Here is a 17808-nt window from a genome sequence, read left to right as displayed (position 1 = left end):
GAACCCGGCACACCACCCCCTGGGGCCGCACGGTGCACCGCACCGCGCGGCCCCACGCCGTCCCGGGAGACCATTGACGCAGGTCAGTCACCCGGATAGCTTCACCATGCGGATTGTTGATTCCGTCAGACGGAAGTGGCGAGAGTGTGGAGGGTGTCGTAATGGGTCAGCAGGAGAAGGTGGCGACGAGCCTCGCCGGCACGGTCAGCGAGAGCATCAGCGCCTCCCTCGCACCGGTGGACGCGGAGCTCGCCCGCCGCTACCCGGGTGACCCCGGCACCCGCCAGCCCATCCACACCGTCTATGTGCCCGGCGACGCCTTCGGTTCCGACACCATCCGCTCCTGGGGCGGCCAGGCGCTCGCCGCGCTGGACGAGCACGCGCCGGACGCCGCCACCCTCGCACGCGTACTCGACCTGTCCGACGAACTTGCCGAGCCCGTGTACGGACGCGTACGGGCCAAGCTGGAGCGCGAGCCCATCGAGGACCTCCGCGTCGACTTCGAGGACGGCTATCACGGCCGTGACGAGGACGCGGACGCCGCCCGCGCCGCCCGGCTGATCTCGGAGGCGTACGAGACCGGGACCGCCGCGCCGTACATGGGCATCCGGATGAAGTGCATGGAGGCCGCCGTACGCGACCGTGGCATCCGCACCACGGACATCTTCCTGACCGGCGTCATGGAGCACGGCGGTCTTCCGGACGGCCTCGTCCTCACCCTTCCCAAGGTCACCTATCCCGAGCAGGTCACGGCGTTCGTCCGGCTCCTCGAAGCCTTCGAGAAGGCCCACGCCCTGGACGCAGGCCGGATCGGCTTCGAGATCCAGATCGAGACCAGCCAGTCCATCCTCGCCGCCGACGGAACCGCCACCGTGGCCAGGATGATCGACGCCGCCGAGGGCCGCGCGACCGGTCTGCACTACGGCACCTTCGACTACAGCGCCTGCCTCGGCGTCAGCGCCGCGTACCAGGCGAGCGACCACCCGGCCGCCGACCACGCCAAGGCGATCATGCAGGTCGCCGCGGCCGGCACGGGCGTCCGCGTGTCCGACGGCTCCACGAACGTGCTGCCCGTCGGCTCCACCGAGCACGTCCACGAGGCCTGGAGGCTGCACTACGGCCTGACCCGCCGCGCGCTGGCCCGCGCGTACTACCAGGGCTGGGACATGCACCCTGGCCACCTCCCCACCCGTTACGCCGCGGTCTTCGCCTTCTACCGCGAGGGCATGGAGGCCGCCGCGGCCCGCCTCGCCGCGTACGTCGCCAGGGCCGAGGGCGACGTCATGGACGAGCCCGCCACCGCGAAGGCCCTGAGCGGCTATCTGCTGCGCGGGCTCGACTGCGGTGCGCTCGACGAGGACGAGGTCACACGCCTGACGGGGCTGAGCCGCAAGGAGCTCGACGGATTCGCGCGGCCTCGACGCGGTGACCTCACGGCAACAGCCCAGTAGGAACAGTCTCCTGGGAACTGCCGTGCAGGAACAGGCGGGTAGGAACAGCCCGGTAGGAACAACCCAATAGGAACAGGCGAGGAACAGCGGCCCGGTGGCGGCGGCCAGTGGCAACCGGCCGCTCCGGACGGAGCCGTCACCTGCGCGCCGGCGGGACCGACGGCGGAGCAGCCACCGGAGGCGGCGGGAGCGGAGGTTCGGCCTCGGGCGGCGTCTCCGACAGCAGCGGTGCCTCCACGACCACCGGCGGGAGCACCACCACCGGCGGTACCACCACCGGTGGCTGCGGCGTCCCGTCGCCCGCCCCGCTGCGCCACTCCATCGGCGGTGGAAAGCACAACTGCGAGGTCTGGCGGACAGCGAAGTCGTACAGCCACTCCGGCAGCGAGACCGGCGCCCTGAACGCGGGCACCAACTACTTCTACTGCCGGGCCGACCTGGGCCGCCGCGAGACGTACGGCCGATGGACGAACGTCTGGTGGGCGCGCACCGACGACGACAGCGGCAACACCGATGTCTGCGTCAGCTTCGTCCAGATCAAGGGCGGCGACAACGACCGGCCCGTCCCGGGCCTCCCGGTCTGCTGACGGGCGCGTTCGAGGGCCGACCGCCGACGGACACCCTGCCCATTCGACTGGCACCAGGCACGTCCGGGGGGCGGGGGCGGAGCCGCCCCGGTGCGGGAGGGCGGAGCGGTGAGAAGGCCCGTCGCAGGCACGCCGCCCTAGAGCGGCGGCGGCACCTCGCCCGAGCCCCGCGCCAGCAGCCTGGTCGTCAGCTCGACGCGCGTCGGCTCCTCCGCCACCCCGTCGAGCCGGCGGAACAGCCGCTCGGCGGCCGTGCGGCCGAGCGTCGCCGCGTCCTGCGCGATGACGGTGATGCCCAGCAGGTCGGCGAGCTCGATGTCGTCGAACCCGACCAGGGCGACGGCCTGTTCGCGCCCCGCCAGCACCCGCACCGCCGTCACCGTCACCCGGTTGTTGCCCGCGAAGATCGCGGTGACCGGGTCGGGCCCGGAGAGCATCGCCTCCACGGCGGACGTGACGCGCTCGGGATCGGTGGACCCGAGCGAGACCCACCGCTCGTCGACCGGCAGCCCCGCGTCCTCCATCGCGGCGCGGTAGCCGCGCAGTCGCTCCGTGGCCGTGTGGATGCGCGGCTGGTCACCGATGAACCCGATCCTGCGGTGCCCGTGTGCGACGAGATGGGCAACGCCCTCCCGGGAGCCGCCGAAGCTGTCGGACAGGACGACGTCCGCGTCGATCCGGCCGGCCGGCCGGTCCACGAACACCGTCGCGATGCCCGCCTTGATCTCGGGCTCCAGATAGCGGTGGTCGTGACCCGCCGGGATCACGATCAGCCCGTCCACGCGGCGGGCGCACAGCGCGAGCACCAGCTCCTGCTCGCGGTCCGGGTCCTCCGCGCTGGACCCGTTGATCAGCAGCGCGCCGTGGGCCCGGGCGACCTCCTCGACGGCGCGGCTCAGCGGACCGTAGAAGGGGTCGGCCAGATCCTCCAGGACCAGCCCGACCGACGCCGTACGGCCCTTGCGCAGCACCCGAGCGCTGTCGTTGCGCCGGAAGCCCAGCGCCTCGATGGCCTCCTGCACGCGCCGCTCGGTGTCCGGCGTGACGCCGGGCTCGCCGTTCACCACCCGGGAGACCGTCTTGAGGCCCACTCCGGCACGGGCGGCCACGTCCTTCATGGTGGGCCGGGTGCCGTAGCGGACGGTCTCGGGGCGGCGGGCGAACTCGGCCACGGTGCGCTGTCCTGTCGTCGTCGGGGTGCCCCTCGCGGGCGCCTGGCGGTGGGCCCTGCGGGCCCGTGCCGTGTCGTGCAAGGCTGTGTCGTCGAGCATAGGCCCTGGACAACGTTGTCAGGGCGATGGAGACTGGTCGACGAAACCGCAGGTCCGCGGTCCGTCCTCACTTGCCAGTCCCTTGGAGATCGTTCACCGATGCATAACGACCTCGTCGCCGCGCTCGACATCGGCGGCACCAAGATCGCCGGAGCGTTGGTGGACAGCAGCGGAAGGATTCTCGTTCGGGCCCAGCGGCCGACCCCGGCACGCGAGGACGGCGAGACCGTGATGCGTGCCGTGGAGTCGGTACTCGGAGAGCTCGCGGCGTCGCCGTTGTGGCTGCACGTGACGGCCGTCGGGATCGGCAGCGCGGGGCCGGTGGACGCCTCCGCCGGCACCGTGAGCCCGGTCAACGTGCCGGGCTGGCGCGGATTCCCCCTGGTGGACCGGGTCCGTGCCGCCTCCGGCGGACTCCGCGTCGAGCTCGTCGGCGACGGAGTCGCGATGACCGCGGCCGAGCACTGGCAGGGCGCCGCCCGCGGGTACGACGACGCGCTGTGCATGGTGGTCTCGACCGGCGTCGGCGGCGGGCTGGTCCTCGGCGGCAAGCTGCACCCCGGGCCGACGGGCAACGCGGGCCACATCGGCCACATCAGTGTGGACCTCGACGGGGACCTCTGCCCGTGCGGTGGGCGCGGGTGCGTGGAGCGGATCGCGAGCGGTCCCAACACCGCGCGCCGCGCCATCGAGAACGGCTGGCGGCCGGGGCCCGACGGCGACACCTCGGCTGCCGCCGTGGCCGCGGCGGCAGCGGCGGGCGATCCCGTCGCCGTCGCCTCCTTCGAACGGGCGGCCCAGGCGCTGGCCGCCGGGATCGCCGCGACCGCGACTCTGGTGGAGATCCGCATCGCCGTCATCGGCGGGGGAGTGGCGGGTGCGGGCGATGTCCTCTTCACCCCGCTGCGACGGGCTCTGCACGACTACGCCACGCTGTCGTTCGTCCAGAACCTCGTCGTCGCCCCTGCTCTGACGGGCACCGACGCGGGCCTCCTGGGCGCGGCGGCGGCGGCGTCGCCCGCGCTGCGCGGGGAGGCGGCGGCGACGCTGAACGGCTGACTCCGGGGAGGGCGGAGGGGCGCCTGCGGCGGGCCTTTCCCCACCCCGCCCCTTCCCGAACCAGGGGCTTCGCCCCCAGCCCCCTTCGGGAGCTCCGCCCCCGCACCTCCGCGCCTCAATCGGCGGGGCCGCCGATGCACCGCGGCCGGAGCCGACGCGCTGAGCCCGGCTCCGAAGGGCGGCGCTCCGACGCGCTGAGCCCGGCTCCGAAACGCCGAGTTCCGATGCGCGCAGAGCCCGGTTCCGACGAGGTCAGCCGCGCGGGTGCCGGCCCGGTTCCGTCGGCTGGTGGGGGACGACCACCAGGAACGCGTCCGTGTCGAGGTCCATCACGACCTCCGCCGGCAGGCCCTCGTCACGCCGGGCCCGCGCGAACTCCTCCGCCGGTCGGCTGCCCCACGGCCCCCCGGCGGGAAACACTTCCAGCACCCTGCGGTGCATCCGCGCCCCCCTCGTCGTCGTGTTCCCCAACGACGCTTCCTCGGGATCTGTTACGGCCGGGCCGCGCCGGGCCGTTGCTCGCACGGACCCGGCCCGTCCGACTCATCCGGTGACACGGGTTTCCGTGGCAGGGTGTTGCGGGCAGTCCACTGGGGGCTACGGAAGAGGGGGAACCGTGATCGTCTGGATCAACGGTGCGTTCAGCGCGGGCAAGACCTCCACCGCTCGCGAACTGATCGATCTGATCCCGAACAGCACTGTGTACGACCCCGAGGTGATCGGCGGTGCGCTGCGGTATCTCCTGCCGCAGAAGCGCCTCGACGAAGTGACCGACTATCAGGACCTGCCGATCTGGCGCCGGCTGGTCGTGGACGCGGCCGCCGCGCTGCTCGCCGAGGTCGGCGGCGTGCTCATCGTGCCCATGACGGTGCTGCGACAGGAGTACCGCGACGAGATCTTCGGCGGGCTCGCCTCCCGCCGAATACCGGTCCGCCATGTCCTTCTCGCCCCCGAGGAAACGATCCTGCGAAGGCGTATCGCCGAACGCGAGGAACCAGACATCCCCGACGCCGAACAGCGCGTACGGCAATGGGCGTACGACCACATCGAGCCCTACCGCAACGCACTCGGCTGGCTCACCGCCGACGCGCATGTCGTCGACACCTCGTGTCTGACACCCCGCGAGACCGCCGAGGCCGTCGCGGAGGCCGTACGCACCGGCGCCGCCGGGATCTGCGAGATCGTGCAGACCCCCGAGCCGACCGCCGAGACCCTCGCAGCCGGCGTCCTCCTCTTCGACGACGAGGACCGGGTGCTGCTCGTCGACCCCACCTACAAACCGGGCTGGGAGTTCCCCGGCGGCGTGGTGGAGCAGGGCGAGGCCCCGGCTCGCGCCGGGATGCGCGAGGTCGCCGAGGAGATCGGCATCCACCTCGAGGCCGTACCCCGCCTGCTGGTCGTCGACTGGGAGCCGCCGCGGCCCCCCGGCTACGGCGGGCTGCGGATGCTCTTCGACGGCGGGCGGCTCAGCGGCGAGGCGGCCGCGCGGGTGTTGCTGCCCGGTTCGGAGCTGAGGGGGTGGCGGTTCGCGTCGGAGGAGGAGGCGGCGGGGATGCTGCCGCCGGTCCGCTACGAACGGCTGCGGTGGGCGTTGCGGGCCCGGGAGCGCGGGACGGTGCTCAATCTGGAGGCCGGCGTGCCCGTGGGGTGACGCGGCCGGGGCCGTACCGGCGTTGTGCGGGCAGCCCACGGGGTGGGGTGCCGGCGGCGTCGCCCCCGCCCCTCCCGAACCGGGGCTCCGCCCAGGACCCCGGGGTGGTCAGGCCCCGCTGCTGACCAGCCCCGACGGCGGCGCGCTGCTGCGCGGTAACCCGGTGACGTCCATGCGGCGAACGTCCGTGCTCCGCTCGCCCGCCACACGGATGTCAGCGCTCCGCGAGCTTCGCGGAGCGCCTATTCCTGCAACCGCGTGTGGCGCGACGGTTGCCGTCGCTGGTCGTCGGTCCGACAGTGTGGACAGTCGCTGACGGCTGAGCAGATCGAGCCCTGGTCCGGGGGCACAGCAATGTCGCCTGCCCGGTTCGCGAGACGTTGTGGCAGGTCGGAGTTCCTTGAGGAGCAGGGCCTGATCGGCCGCGGCGCCGACGCCCGGCGGTCGGTCCGCCTCGGCAGCGGGCCCAGCCGGACCGGCGGGACCGCCCCGGCCGGGGGAGTTGCACGCGTCGGTCACACACCGACGTGCGCTGTGACCGGTGCGTGACACCGGAACGGTCACATGGCCAGGTCACCGATCACGGCGCGGGTGACCGGTCACGCGTGCGGCAAGCCCAAGCGCCCCGTTGGCACCGAGCGGATCGACGATCACGCGGTGGAACCCGACCCGCACCCGTGCCGCGGTGGGGAACCGCCGTCGATCGACCGCCGCCACGCCGCGTCTGCCGGCGACATCGGTCACCGGGCGGGACGACCTCCCATTCGGCAGCAATGAGAGGTGCGCGATCTCCGATGGGCCAGGGCGGCGCGTTTCCCGCTTCGCGACAGGACGTGCGTGGTTCGGTCGGTGCCGTGGCGAACACCACGACCCTTTCGACCCCGCGAGGTCTGTGGAAAGCCGGTGGTGCCGGGTGCCGACCGGTCCTCCCACGTTCTGCCCTCACGGGCCCGTCCGGTTCTGGATCCACGACGGACAAGCTGCCGCACGGTGACGCCTGACTCGGTCACCCACCTGCGGGTGCAGTGTCAACCCTGCTTCGAGGCTCAACCCTGCTTCGAGGCCGCGTAGTTCTGCAGGAACAGCGCCTCCGCCACCGACAGCCGCTCCAGTTCCTGCGGCGACACGCTCTCGTTCACCGCGTGGATCTGCGCCTCCGGCTCACTCAGCCCGATCAGCAGGATCTCGGCCTGCGGGTAGAGCGCGGCGAGCGTGTTGCACAGCGGGATCGAGCCGCCCATGCCCGACGACTGCATCTCCTCGCCCGGGTACGCGATCCGCATGGCCTCGGCCATCGACGTGTACGCGGGGCTGTTCACGTCCGCACGGAACGGCTGGCCCTGGCCCACCTGCTCCAGGCTCACCCGGGCGTTCCACGGCGTGTGCTTCTCGATGTGGGCGAACAGCAGCTTCGTTGCCTCGGCAGCGTCCTGTCCGGGCGGCACCCGAAGGCTGATCTGCGCGCGGGCACTCGCCGGGATCGACGGCGTCGCGCCGGCCACCGGCGGGCAGTCGATGCCGATGACGGTGACGGCGGGGCGCGCCCAGATCCGGTCGGCGACCGTGCCGTGGCCGATCAGCCCGACGCCGTCCAGGACCTTCGCGTCCTTGCGGAAGTCGTCCTCCGGGTACTGCAGTCCGTCCCAGGCCGCGTCCGCCGCGAGCCCGTCGACGACCGTCGAGCCGTCCTCCGCGCGCAGCGAGTCCAGGACGCGGATCAGCGCGGCCAGGGCGTCGGGCGCGGCACCGCCGAACTGCCCCGAGTGCAGGTTCCCTCCGAGAGTGTCGACCTGGACCCGGATCATCGTCATACCGCGCAGCGTCGCCGTCACGGTCGGCAGCCCGACCCGGAAGTTTCCGGTGTCGCCGATCACGATCGCGTCGGCGCGCAGCAGTTCCGGGTGCGCCTCGGCGTACCGCTCGAGACCGCCGGTGCCCTGCTCCTCGGAGCCTTCGACGATGACCTTCACGGAGACGGGGATGCCGCCGTTCGCCTTGAGGGCGCGCAGGGCGAGCAGGTGCATGATGAAGCCGCCCTTGCAGTCGGCGGCCCCGCGCCCGTACCAGCGGCCGTCGCGCTCGGTCAGCTCGAACGGGGGGCTCACCCACGCCGACTCGTCCAGCATCGGCTGCACGTCGTAGTGCGCGTACAGCAGCACGGTCGGCGCGCCCTCGGGGCCGGGCAGCAGGCCGTACACCGACTGCGAACCGTCGGGCGTGTCCAGCAGCGCCACGTCCTGGAAGCCCTCTGCGCCCAGCGCGCCGGCCACCCACTTCGCGGCCCCCTCGCACTCGCTCTTCGGAGCCACGGCCGGGTCCGCCACCGAATGGAACGCCACCAGCTCCGCGAGCTCCGTCTTGGCGCGGGGCATCAGTGTGGCGACGGTTTCGGCGATCGGATTGGCGGACATGGGCACGCTCCTTGTGGGTGCGACGTTGTGTTCATCGTGTGTACGGCGAAGGTAGGGCCGATCCTGCCACAGCGGGTGGCGCGGGCCGCGCCCGTAGGATGCCGTCGAGAGCTTGGGCCTTGGGTCGGATCGGGAGCAGAAGCACATCGTGAGCAGCGAGAACGCGGATGTCGTGGGCGGACACGGCGAGCCGGTGTGGGATGTCGTCGTGGTCGGTGCGGGACCGGCGGGAGCGATGGCGGCCTATGCCGCCGCAGTCGCAGGACGCCGGGTGCTCCTCCTGGAGAAGGCCGAGCTGCCCCGCTACAAGACCTGCGGCGGAGGGATCATCGGGCCTTCGCGGGACGCCCTGCCGCCCGGCTTCGAGCTGCCGCTCCAGGACGGGGTGCACGCGGTCACCTTCTCGCTGAACGGAAGGCTGTCCCGTACGCGCCGCTCGCGGCGGATGCTCTTCGGGCTCGTCAACCGGCCCGAGTTCGACGCCGCGCTGGTCGAGCAGGCGCAGAAGGCGGGCGCGCAACTGCGCACCGGGGCGACGGTCTCCCGCGTCGAGCAGCACGGCCCCGCCGTGCCGGACCGCCGCACGGTCGCGGTCGTCCTCGCCGACGGCGAGACGGTCCTCGCGCGGGCCGTCGTCGGCGCCGACGGCAGCGCCGGCCGCATAGGAGCGCATGTCGGGGTCAAGCTCGACCAGGTGGACCTGGGCCTGGAGGCCGAGATCCCGGTGCCCGAGGCGGTGGCCGAGGACTGGGCGGGGCGGGTGCTGATCGACTGGGGGCCGCTGCCCGGAAGCTACGGCTGGGTCTTCCCCAAGGGCAAGGTGCTGACCGTCGGGGTGATCTCGGCGCGCGGCGAGGGGGCCGCCACCAAGCGCTACCTGGAGGACTTCATCGCCCGGCTGGGGCTCGCCGGTTTCGAGCCGTCCATCTCGTCCGGGCATCTGACCCGCTGCCGCGCCGACGACTCGCCGCTTTCGCGAGGACGGGTGCTGGTCTGTGGTGACGCGGCCGGGCTGCTGGAGCCGTGGACGCGCGAGGGCATCTCGTTCGCGCTGCGCTCGGGGCGCCTCGCGGGGGAGTGGGCGGTACGGATCGCCGAGGCGAACGACGCCGTGGACGCCCGGCGCCAGGCGCTGAACTACGCCTTCGCCGTCAAGGCGGGGCTGGGTGTGGAGATGGGCGTCGGGCGGCGCATGCTCGCGGTGTTCGAGCGGCGTCCGGGCCTGCTCCAGGCGGCGATCACCGGATTCCGGCCGGCCTGGAGGGCCTTCGCGGACATCACCCGCGGTTCGACGTCGCTGGCGGGCATCGTGCGCTCCCGGCCCATGGCCCGGCGTGCGCTGGAGGCGCTGGACCGGGCACGGCCGCCCCGCACGGGAGCGGACCGCGCCCGGGCCGCCGGGGGAGAGGCGGCAACGGGCGAGCAGGACGCCGACGGAGCGCGCGTCACTTCGTGATCGTGATCCGGAAGACCGGGTGATCGGGGGCGGCCGCCAGGAACTCCTCGTCGGAGGACTTGGCGGTGACGCCCTTGAAGAACCGGTCGACCTCCCAGCCCCAGCGCTCGAGGTAGCCGCGCAGGACGGGGAGCTTCTCGCTGTCCGGGATCTCCACGGCGGTGAAGGTCCGCACCTTGCGGCCGACGCGCAGCTCGCCGCCGCCCGCGGCGCGCATGTTGCGCACCCACTGGGAGTGGCCGCGGGCCGAGACCAGGAACTGCGCGCCGTCCTGGGTGAACGGATTGACGGGGATGCGCTGCATGGTGCCGCTCTTACGGCCGCGCACGGAGAGCTCGGCGGAGCCGAGCAGGCTGACGCCGCGGCGGGCGAGCCAGCCCACGACGCGGTTCATGCGGCCCTCGAACGCGTTGGCCTTGATGTAGTGCGGCGACGACGACATGGCGATCTCCAGCGTGTCAGGTTTGAGAGCACTGCTCTCGGTCAGGAGCAGTCTGCACGGGTCGATGGCCCAAAGCAAGAGCAGTGCTCTCGTTATTGGTCGCTGCTCTTAAACGTGACACACTGTCTCGCATGAACAGCGCCAGCCGTGCGAGCGGATCGAGCAGAACGAGCAGCACCATGCGCGGAGCCAGGGAGCGCGCCCGCAGCGAGATCACCACCGCCATCAAGGACGAGGCGCGCAGGCAGCTCGCCGCCGAGGGCGCCGCAAAGCTCTCCCTGCGCGCCGTCGCGCGCGAGCTCGGCATGGTGTCCTCGGCGCTGTACCGCTATTTCCCGAGCCGTGACGAGCTGCTCACCGCGCTGATCGTCGACGCCTACGACGCCGTCGGCGCCGCCGCCGAGAGGGCCCTCGCCGATGTCGATGCCCCTGCCGGTGCAGCGGCCTTCGCAAAGGCGGCGGGACCGGCCGACGCCGGTGGAACGGCCGACCCCGTCGTCCGCTGGACCGCCGTCTGCGCGGCCGTCCGGGCCTGGGCCCTCGCCCATCCCCACGAGTACGCCCTGATCTACGGCTCGCCCGTGCCGGGATACGCGGCCCCGGCGACCACCATCGGGCCGGCGTCCCGCGTCGGCCTCGTCCTCATCTCCATCGCCCGCGACGCCGACCGGGGTCCCGGCGTCGCCCCGCCCCCGCTCCCCGTCGAACTGCGCACCGAAGCCGACCGCTTGACCGCCGATCTCGCGCTCGACCTCCCCCCGGGTCTCGTCGTCGCCCTGGTGGCCGCCTGGTCCCAGGTGTTCGGGCTCATCTCCTTCGAGATCTTCGGCCAGTTCCATCGCATCGTGGAGGACCGGGAGACCTTCTTCTCGTACGCGGTCTCCCGCATCGCCCGCGAGACCGGACTCGGCGCCCCCGGCCCGGCCGCCGGCGGCCCCCCTGCCACGGCCCTCTGACAGCGACCCGCGTACTCCACAGGGAGTACGTCCGATCACCGCGCTCGACTGACGCCCGCCGGACCAGGGCGGTCTAGCGTGACCGGTATGGATGAGCAGCGCACGCGCCACCACCGCAGTGGCCCGCCGTGGACGCACGGCGGGCCGCGGTGGCGTCATGGACCGGACCGGTGGGCGGACCGGTGGGCCGGGACCGGCGTGCCCTGGCGATCCACGCTGGTGCTCGCCGTCTTCGTGATGGTCGGTACGGGCTTCGCGGCGAAGAACCAGACCGACCGGGAGCCGCTCGACGCCTTCGCGCGTGCCCTGCTGCTCGCCGGTCCCGCCTTCCTCCTGCTGCGCGGCACGTACCCGGTCGTCGCGCTCTTCGGCGCGGCGGCGACCACCCTGGCGTATCTGGCCGCCGGCTATCCGTACGGGCCGGTCTTCGCCACCGTGGCCGTCGGGGTCTTCTCGGCGATCGTCGCCGGACACCGGCGCGCCGCCTGGTGGGCAGTAGGGGTGCTCGCCGTCGGCCATCTGCTGGTCGGGCACTGGCTCTACCGGTATCTCCCGCCGGAGGGCGACAGCCCTGCGCCGTGGGGCCAGGAACTGATCGGCACCGCCTGGGTCGTGGCCATCCTCGCCGGCGCCGAACTCGTGCGTGCCCGCAGGGAGCAGTGGCTCCGTGAGCGCGCCGAGCGCGCCGCCGCCGAGAAGCGCCGCGCCGACGAGGAGCGGCTGCGCATCGCCCGCGAACTCCACGACGTGCTCGCCCACTCCATCTCCGTCATCAACGTCCAGGCGGGGGTCGGCCTCGCGCTGCTGGACTCCGACCCCGAGCAGGCCCGTACGGCACTCACGACCATCAAGGCGGCGAGCAAGGAGGCCCTGGGGGAGGTGCGACAGGTCCTGGACACCCTCCGCACCCCGGGCGACGCACCCCGCGCCCCCGCACCCGGCCTCGACCGGCTTCCCGAGCTGGTCGAGCAGGCCGCCAGGACCGGACTCACCGTGGAGATCACCACCGGGGGGACGAAGGCCGCGCTGCCGCCCGGAGCCGATCTCGCCGCTTTCCGGATCGTGCAGGAGGCGCTGACCAACGTGGTGCGCCACTCCGGGTCCCGTACCGCACGCGTGGCCATCCGCTACGCGCCGGGCCGTGTCGATCTCCGTGTCGACGACGACGGCCCCGCCACCGGCACCGAACAGGGTGGGAGCGGCAACGGACTCGCCGGGATGCGGGAGCGGGCCGCGGCGCTCGGCGGCACGATCGAGGCGGGCATCCGCCCGGACGGCGGCTTCCGGGTGCACGCCGACCTGCCGTTCGAGCCGAGGGCACTGGAGGACGCACCGTGATCCGGGTACTGCTCGCCGACGACCAGTCACTGGTACGTGCCGGCTTCCGGGCACTGCTCGACGCCCAGCCCGACATCGAGGTGGCGGGGGAGGCCGCGGACGGCGAGGCAGCGTTGCGCGAAGTCGCCGCGCTCAAGCCCGACGTCGTCCTGATGGACATCCGTATGCCGCTGCTCGACGGGCTCGCCGCCACGCGCCGTATCACCGAGGACGACTCCCTCGACGGCGTGAAGGTCGTCATGCTGACCACCTTCGAGCTGGACGAGTACGTCTTCGAGGCGATCCGCGCAGGCGCCTCCGGGTTCCTGGTGAAGGACACGGAGCCGGACGAACTGCTGCGCGCCGTACGGGCGGTGGTGGACGGCGACGCGCTGCTCTCGCCCGGGGTGACGCGCCGTCTCATCGCCGAGTTCGCCGCCCGGTCCAAGGCGCCCGCGCAGGACGAGCGCCTGGCCGAACTCACCGAGCGGGAGCGGGAGGTGATGGCCCTCGTCGGGATCGGCCTCTCCAACGAGGAGATCGCCCGCCGGCTCGTGGTGAGCCCTCTCACGGCCAAGACCCACGTCAGCCGGACGATGGTGAAGCTGGGCGCCCGCGACCGGGCCCAACTGGTCGTCCTGGCCTACGAGTCGGGGCTCGTCCGCCCCGGCTGGCTCGGCTGACCACTGCCGGTCCCCCGGGGAAACCGCCACAGCACGTGCACGACACGCGCCACGAAGACGAGCCCCGCGACCGCGCCTCCGGCGACCACCAGGATGCGCTCCACCGCGCGGGGCGGATCGAGCAGCAGCGCAGGCCCGGCGATCGCGCCGAAGATCAGGGCCGCTGCGAAGACCGCGCTGAACAGGGCGTACCCGATTTCGACGGTGATCGCGTCCCGCTCGGCCCGTGTACGTCTCCCCATGGCGTCCCCCATGGACGGAAGTCTCACAGCGCGGCGGTGTGCGGGCAACCACCCGCACACCGTCGATCCCCGTGTCGTGCCGGTCGGTTGCGGGCTCCGACGCGCTCGTGCAGGAGCCGGCCTCACGTGTGCATCTGAGCCGGCGCGCGCTGTCGCGTCAGGTCGCACGGCTGGACAAGGACGGCCGGGTGATGCGCGGCATGTGCGGTGCGGACCGGCGCGGGGTGCGTGTGGGGCTCACGGACAAGGGCCGCGAGCGGCATGCCGAGGTTCAGCCGTTGGTGAGGCCGGGGTCCCGCGGCCCGGACAGCTGAGGCCCGCGCCGGTGAGGCCTGGGTTCCGAGGCTCCCGGCGCTCAGGACCAGGTGATCGCGGACTTCTCGCCCCAGAGCCGCGCGAGTGCGGTGTCGCCGGTGACCGTCACGGCGGTCAGCGGCAGTCGGTTCCACAGCGCCAGGTACAGCCGCCCGGCGGGACCGCTCAGCTCGCAGTCCGCCGGTCCCGTGCCGGTCCGGTCGGTGCGCGCCGGCTCCTGGGACAGATGCACGGTCCAGACGTCGTCCGTGTCCGTGGCCCGTACCCGGAAGGTCCGCGGCGCGTCCGTGCGCACGCGGCTCCCGGGCCGGGCGTGGAACGCGCGGAGCAGTTCGTCGATCCCGTCGGCCGCGAGCCGGGCCGGCACGGCTGCGGACGCCGCCAGGGGACCGCCCTCGACGAGCGCGGACTCCGCGTCCACACGGTGCACGGCTGTCTCATGGGCCTGGCGCCGCGCCCAGAAGGCCCGGGGCGAAGGCGCGGGCAGGAAGCTCCAGCAGTCCAGATCGTCCGGCGCGTCGGTGAGCGCCGCGACCAACAGCCCGTGCCCCTCGCGGAACCACTCCAGCAGCTCGTCCCCGTCGAGGTCCGGCTCTCCCGCGTCCGGGTGGTACGCCGTGTGCCCCTCGACCACGAACGCCGTCGCCCAGCGGTGCACCATGCCGGTGTGCCGCAGCAGGTCCCCGACCTGCCAGCCCGGACAGGTCGGCACGGCGGCGTCCGTGCCCGCCTTCGATGCGACACCGGCCAGCGAGCGGCCCTCGTCGGCGAGACAGGTGATCAGCTCCGCGGTCTCCATGCGGGCATTGTGCCGGCGAAGTCGGCCACCTGGTGAGTGTGCGGCGTGCGGCCGGCCGCACAGCAGTCGTACGAGCCGGCCGAGCGCGAACGACTGTCAGCGCCGACAGCGCCCGCGCCACGAACAGGAACCAGGCCGATCCGGCCACAGGACCGGCGAGTATTTCGCCGCCCTCCGCGACGACGAAAGGCGTCGGTGCGGTGAGGAGCATGGGCGGCAACCAGGCGAACGACGCATCCTCGTCGTGCATGAACAGCGTCTCGTTACGCGGCGAGCAGAGTGGCCTCGGCCACCAGCCCGAGAAGCACGAGCGACGCCGGATCGGCGAAGGCCGGCCGGGCGATACGGCCGAGACGTCCGGTCGAGTTCGCCATCGGTTGCCCCCACGGTCGATGTCTCCAGGGTGGGACGCCGGCCGCGCGGACGCCTGAGTGCGGCTACTCGGCGGCTTCCGTCACCTGCGTCTCTACGCGGCCCGTGCGGGTACGGGCACCTGGGCCTTGCGCGACGCGTACCCGATCAGGGCCGCGGCACCCGCGAGCGCCGCCACCGTCGTCAGGGCCACCGGCAGCGAGAACCAGTCGGCGAGGAAGCCGATCGCGGGCGGCCCGAGCAGCATCCCTCCGTAGCCCAGCGTGGACGCGGCGGCGACTCCGGCGGGACCGGCGAGGGCGCCCGCTCGGGCCACCGCCACGGGGAAGATGTTGGCGAGGCCGAGCCCGGTCACGGCGAAGCCCAGCAGCGCGAGCCCTGTGGTCGGGGCCAGGGCGCCGAGCAGCATGCCGGCCGCGGCGGTCGTGCCGCCCGCGACCAGGGCCCGGGTCTGGCCGAGCCGTTCGAGCAGGGCGGTGCCGCTGAGCCTGCCCGCGGTCATGGCGAGGGCGAACAGCGAGTACCCGGCGGCAGCCACACCCGGGTGCGCGTCCAGGTCCTGCTCCAGATGGAGTGCGCCCCAGTCGGCCAGCGCGCCCTCGCCGTACGCCGTGCACAGCGCGATCACACCGAAGAGCACGACCAGGCGGCGGGTCCGGCCGGTGAGCCGTGCGGCCGGCGCGACGGGTGCGGGCCGTGGCCCGTCGGCGTCCGGCGACGCGAGCCGCGCGGGCGAGGGGTGCCGGAGCAGCGTCGGGCCGGCCGAAGCCGTGACGATCAGCCCGATCCCGGTGAGTGTGAGGAGGTGCGCCGTGGGGGAGAGGCCCGCGGCGACCAGGCCGCCGAGCCCGGCCCCGATCATGCCGCCGAGGCTGAAGGCGGCGTGGAAGCTGGGCATGACCGGCCGTCGCAGCGCGGCGACCAGATCCACGGCGGCGCTGTTCATCGCCACGTTGATGCCGCCGTACGCCGTGCCGAAGACCAGCAGCACCAGGGCGAGCGCGAACGTCGAATGCGTCAGCGCGGGCAGCGCGATGCTCAGCGACATCAGGACGCCGGCCGCCACGGTCACCGGGTGGCTCCCGAAGCGCCGGCACAGCCGCCCCGTGAGGGTCATCGTCACCACGGCACCGGCCGACACCCCGAGCAGGGCGAGGCCCAGACCGCTCTCCGAGGCGCCGGTCTGCTGCTTGATGGCGGGGATGCGGACCACCCAGCCGGCGAAGAGGAAGCCGTCGAGGGCGAAGAAGACGGTCAGAGCGGCGCGGAGGCGGGTCAGGGAGCGGGAGGCGGGATCTCCGCCGTGGCTGCCCGGTGTGGCCGTGCGTAGTTTGTTTAGTAGCGGCACAAAGTCAGGATAGGGGCGGCGCCGGTCCGGCACAAGCGCGCGGGAACGCGTCACGGGATCAACGGGACCGCCCTGGCGCCCGGCCCCCCCGGCGCTCTGCTCCGGCCCCGGACGCGGCGCGGGTCCGCGCCGCTCGGCGGCCGGCCGCAGCAGCCTCCACCCTCCCGCTGGATCATGGGAGACTCGCCTCCATGAACGGCAAGGTGACGACCGCCCGGACGAGGCTGGAGAGAGGCCGCAGCGCGCTCGGCCCCGCACTGGAACTGGTGCACACGGGCCGGGCGCCCACCCGCGCCGTGCTCACCGCCGAACTGGGCGTCACGCGTGCCACCGCCGGTGCCGTCGCCGCCGAACTCGAAGCGCTCGGGCTGATCCGCGTCGACTCCCGGCCGGCCGCCGCCGGTTCCCAGGGCCGCCCCTCGCACCGGCTGTCCGTCGACGACGCGGGCCCCGTCGCACTCGCCGCACAGGTGCACGCGGACGGCTTCCGGGCCGCGCTCGTCGGGCTCGGAGGACGGATCGTCGCGACCGCGCCCGGCTGTGTCACGGTCTCCGCCGACCCGGCCCAGGTGCTCGGCGAGGTCGTCGACGCCGGAGCCGCTCTGCTGCGTGCCACCGGCCGCCACTGTGTGGGCGCGGGGCTCGCCGTCCCCTCCGCCGTGGCCGAACCCGAGGGCACCGCGCTCAACCCGCTGCATCTCGCCTGGCCCGCGGGCGCACCGGTGCGCGACATCTTCGCCGAACGGGTTCGCGCGGCAGGCATCGCTGGACCGGCCTTCACGGGCAACGACGTCAACCTCGCCGCTCTCGCCGAGCATCGCCACGGTGCCGGCCGCGGCGCCCAGCATCTGCTCTGCGTCGCCACCGGGCACCGCGGCGTCGGTGGTGCCCTCGTCCTCGACGGCCGCCTGCACACGGGCAGTTCGGGCCTCGCCCTGGAGGTCGGCCACCTCACCGTCAACCCCGAGGGCCGCCCCTGCCACTGCGGCAGCCGCGGGTGCCTCGACGTCGAGGCCGACCCCCTCGCCTTCCTCACGGCCGCGGGACGCGAGCCGGGGCCCGAGGTGTCCCTGCTCCAGCGGTCGCGCGACCTGCTCCGCACGGAGTACGGCGACCCCTCGGTACGCGCGGCCGCCGAGGAGCTCGTCGACCGCCTCGGCCTCGGCCTCGCGGGCCTCGTCAATATTCTCAACCCGGACCGCATCATCCTCGGCGGCCTCCACCGCGAACTGCTCGACGCCGACCCGGAGCGCCTGCGCGCCGTCGTCGCCGACCGCAGCCTCTGGGGCCGCAGTGGCGGAGTCCCGATCCTCCCCTGCACCCTCGACCACAACAGCCTCGTGGGCGCGGCGGAGCTGGCGTGGCAGCCGGTTCTGGACGACCCGTTGGCCGTGCTGCCGGCGCGCGCGTCCTGACCCGGGCTGCGGCGTCGGTGCGCCCGCCGCCTG

17 protein-coding genes and 1 pseudogene are annotated in these 17808 nt (G+C 73.4%); 10 read left to right on the top strand and 8 right to left on the bottom strand.

All coding sequences use genetic code 11. The features are described from left to right. Positions 1-161: 161 nt before the first annotated feature. Both ABT078_RS40575 and ABT078_RS40570 read left to right on the top strand, forming a co-directional pair. Positions 162-1451 carry a DUF6986 family protein gene (locus tag ABT078_RS40575; protein WP_351237155.1) on the top strand — a complete coding sequence of 430 codons (1290 nt, stop codon included), beginning with the start codon at positions 162-164 and terminating at the stop codon, positions 1449-1451. 107 nt (positions 1452-1558) lie between these two features. Beyond that, positions 1559-2038, top strand: coding sequence for a hypothetical protein (locus ABT078_RS40570; RefSeq protein WP_502981549.1), 480 nt, complete (start codon positions 1559-1561; stop codon positions 2036-2038). Between the two features lie 137 nt (positions 2039-2175). Here the strand turns inward: ABT078_RS40570 and ABT078_RS40565 are convergent, their stop codons facing one another. Then, positions 2176-3210, bottom strand: coding sequence for a LacI family DNA-binding transcriptional regulator (locus tag ABT078_RS40565; RefSeq protein ID WP_351237159.1), 1035 nt, complete (start codon positions 3208-3210; stop codon positions 2176-2178). 198 nt (positions 3211-3408) lie between these two features. Between ABT078_RS40565 and ABT078_RS40560 the strand changes: the two genes are divergently transcribed. Then, positions 3409-4368: an ROK family protein gene (locus ABT078_RS40560; RefSeq protein WP_351237153.1), complete on the top strand. Its 960-nt coding sequence runs from the start codon at positions 3409-3411 to the stop codon at positions 4366-4368. A 252-nt stretch (positions 4369-4620) separates the two neighbouring features. Here the strand turns inward: ABT078_RS40560 and ABT078_RS40555 are convergent, their stop codons facing one another. After that, complete coding sequence (locus tag ABT078_RS40555; protein ID WP_351237151.1) at positions 4621-4809, bottom strand: DUF8839 family protein; 189 nt, start codon at positions 4807-4809, stop codon at positions 4621-4623. Between the two features lie 175 nt (positions 4810-4984). Here ABT078_RS40555 and ABT078_RS40550 point away from each other — a divergent pair, with 175 nt between their 5' ends. Next, on the top strand, positions 4985-6019 hold the full coding sequence (locus tag ABT078_RS40550) for an NUDIX domain-containing protein (RefSeq protein ID WP_351237149.1): 1035 nt from the start codon (positions 4985-4987) through the stop codon (positions 6017-6019). A 1046-nt stretch (positions 6020-7065) separates the two neighbouring features. Here the strand turns inward: ABT078_RS40550 and ABT078_RS40545 are convergent. Next, a complete protein-coding gene (locus ABT078_RS40545) occupies positions 7066-8430 on the bottom strand; it encodes a dipeptidase (protein WP_351237147.1) in 1365 nt (454 codons plus the stop codon). Positions 8431-8578: 148 nt separating this feature from the next. Between ABT078_RS40545 and ABT078_RS40540 the strand changes: the two genes are divergently transcribed. Further along, positions 8579-9886, top strand: a complete 1308-nt coding sequence (locus ABT078_RS40540) for a geranylgeranyl reductase family protein (RefSeq protein WP_351237145.1) — start codon at positions 8579-8581, stop codon at positions 9884-9886. Here the strand turns inward: ABT078_RS40540 and ABT078_RS40535 are convergent. Next, positions 9876-10328, bottom strand: a complete 453-nt coding sequence (locus ABT078_RS40535) for a nitroreductase family deazaflavin-dependent oxidoreductase (RefSeq protein ID WP_351237157.1) — start codon at positions 10326-10328, stop codon at positions 9876-9878. The genes ABT078_RS40540 and ABT078_RS40535 overlap by 11 nt on opposite strands. Positions 10329-10459: 131 nt before the next feature. Between ABT078_RS40535 and ABT078_RS40530 the strand changes: the two genes are divergently transcribed. The 3 genes from ABT078_RS40530 (at position 10460) to ABT078_RS40520 (ending at position 13284) form a co-directional block, all read left to right on the top strand. Further along, positions 10460-11284: a TetR/AcrR family transcriptional regulator gene (locus tag ABT078_RS40530; RefSeq protein WP_351237143.1), complete on the top strand. Its 825-nt coding sequence runs from the start codon at positions 10460-10462 to the stop codon at positions 11282-11284. Between the two features lie 87 nt (positions 11285-11371). Next, positions 11372-12622, top strand: a complete 1251-nt coding sequence (locus ABT078_RS40525) for a sensor histidine kinase (protein WP_351237141.1) — start codon at positions 11372-11374, stop codon at positions 12620-12622. Beyond that, positions 12619-13284, top strand: a complete 666-nt coding sequence (locus tag ABT078_RS40520; RefSeq protein ID WP_351237139.1) for a response regulator — start codon at positions 12619-12621, stop codon at positions 13282-13284. Before ABT078_RS40525 ends, ABT078_RS40520 begins: the two co-directional genes overlap by 4 nt. Here the strand turns inward: ABT078_RS40520 and ABT078_RS40515 are convergent. Further along, positions 13245-13526: a DUF6332 family protein gene (locus tag ABT078_RS40515; protein ID WP_351237137.1), complete on the bottom strand. Its 282-nt coding sequence runs from the start codon at positions 13524-13526 to the stop codon at positions 13245-13247. The two genes, ABT078_RS40520 and ABT078_RS40515, sit on opposite strands and share 40 nt — an antisense overlap. Positions 13527-13654: 128 nt before the next feature. On the opposite strand from ABT078_RS40515, the gene ABT078_RS40510 reads away from it, so the two are divergent. After that, positions 13655-13840 carry a hypothetical protein gene (locus ABT078_RS40510; RefSeq protein ID WP_502981546.1) on the top strand — a complete coding sequence of 62 codons (186 nt, stop codon included), beginning with the start codon at positions 13655-13657 and terminating at the stop codon, positions 13838-13840. A gap of 41 nt (positions 13841-13881) precedes the next feature. On the opposite strand, the gene ABT078_RS40505 is transcribed toward ABT078_RS40510, so the two are convergent. The 3 genes and pseudogenes from ABT078_RS40505 to ABT078_RS40500 all read right to left on the bottom strand — a co-directional run bounded on the left by ABT078_RS40505 (position 13882) and on the right by ABT078_RS40500 (position 16360). After that, positions 13882-14640, bottom strand: coding sequence for a maleylpyruvate isomerase family mycothiol-dependent enzyme (locus ABT078_RS40505; protein WP_351237135.1), 759 nt, complete (start codon positions 14638-14640; stop codon positions 13882-13884). A gap of 109 nt (positions 14641-14749) precedes the next feature. Then, positions 14750-14890 (bottom strand): annotated as a pseudogene (locus ABT078_RS43015) (SCO4225 family membrane protein); the annotation flags it as partial. Between the two features lie 216 nt (positions 14891-15106). Further along, positions 15107-16360 carry an MFS transporter gene (locus ABT078_RS40500; RefSeq protein WP_351237133.1) on the bottom strand — a complete coding sequence of 418 codons (1254 nt, stop codon included), beginning with the start codon at positions 16358-16360 and terminating at the stop codon, positions 15107-15109. Between the two features lie 191 nt (positions 16361-16551). Between ABT078_RS40500 and ABT078_RS40495 the strand changes: the two genes are divergently transcribed. Next, entirely contained in the window at positions 16552-17775 is a 1224-nt protein-coding gene (locus tag ABT078_RS40495; RefSeq protein WP_351237131.1) for an ROK family protein, read from the top strand. Positions 17776-17808: the final 33 nt, after the last annotated feature.

The sequence above is a fragment of the Streptomyces sp. NPDC002133 genome, assembly GCF_040296405.1.
Classification (GTDB): Bacteria; Actinomycetota; Actinomycetes; order Streptomycetales; family Streptomycetaceae; genus Streptomyces.
The sequence above is the reverse complement of the archived record's forward strand: the minus strand, read 5'-3'. Positions and strand labels throughout refer to the sequence as shown.

What these genes read in the sequence shown, in the direction of transcription:
- ABT078_RS40575 (WP_351237155.1), top strand. Translation starts at nt 162, where the DNA reads ATGGGTCAGCAGGAGAAGGTGGCGACGAGCCTCGCCGGCACGGTCAGC.
- ABT078_RS40560 (WP_351237153.1), top strand. Translation starts at nt 3,409, where the DNA reads ATGCATAACGACCTCGTCGCCGCGCTCGACATCGGCGGCACCAAGATC.
- ABT078_RS40555 (WP_351237151.1), bottom strand. Translation starts at nt 4,809, where the DNA reads ATGCACCGCAGGGTGCTGGAAGTGTTTCCCGCCGGGGGGCCGTGGGGC.
- ABT078_RS40545 (WP_351237147.1), bottom strand. Translation starts at nt 8,430, where the DNA reads ATGTCCGCCAATCCGATCGCCGAAACCGTCGCCACACTGATGCCCCGC.
- ABT078_RS40535 (WP_351237157.1), bottom strand. Translation starts at nt 10,328, where the DNA reads ATGTCGTCGTCGCCGCACTACATCAAGGCCAACGCGTTCGAGGGCCGC.
- ABT078_RS40530 (WP_351237143.1), top strand. Translation starts at nt 10,460, where the DNA reads ATGAACAGCGCCAGCCGTGCGAGCGGATCGAGCAGAACGAGCAGCACC.
- ABT078_RS40525 (WP_351237141.1), top strand. Translation starts at nt 11,372, where the DNA reads ATGGATGAGCAGCGCACGCGCCACCACCGCAGTGGCCCGCCGTGGACG.
- ABT078_RS40515 (WP_351237137.1), bottom strand. Translation starts at nt 13,526, where the DNA reads ATGGGGAGACGTACACGGGCCGAGCGGGACGCGATCACCGTCGAAATC.
- ABT078_RS40505 (WP_351237135.1), bottom strand. Translation starts at nt 14,640, where the DNA reads ATGGAGACCGCGGAGCTGATCACCTGTCTCGCCGACGAGGGCCGCTCG.
- ABT078_RS40495 (WP_351237131.1), top strand. Translation starts at nt 16,552, where the DNA reads ATGAACGGCAAGGTGACGACCGCCCGGACGAGGCTGGAGAGAGGCCGC.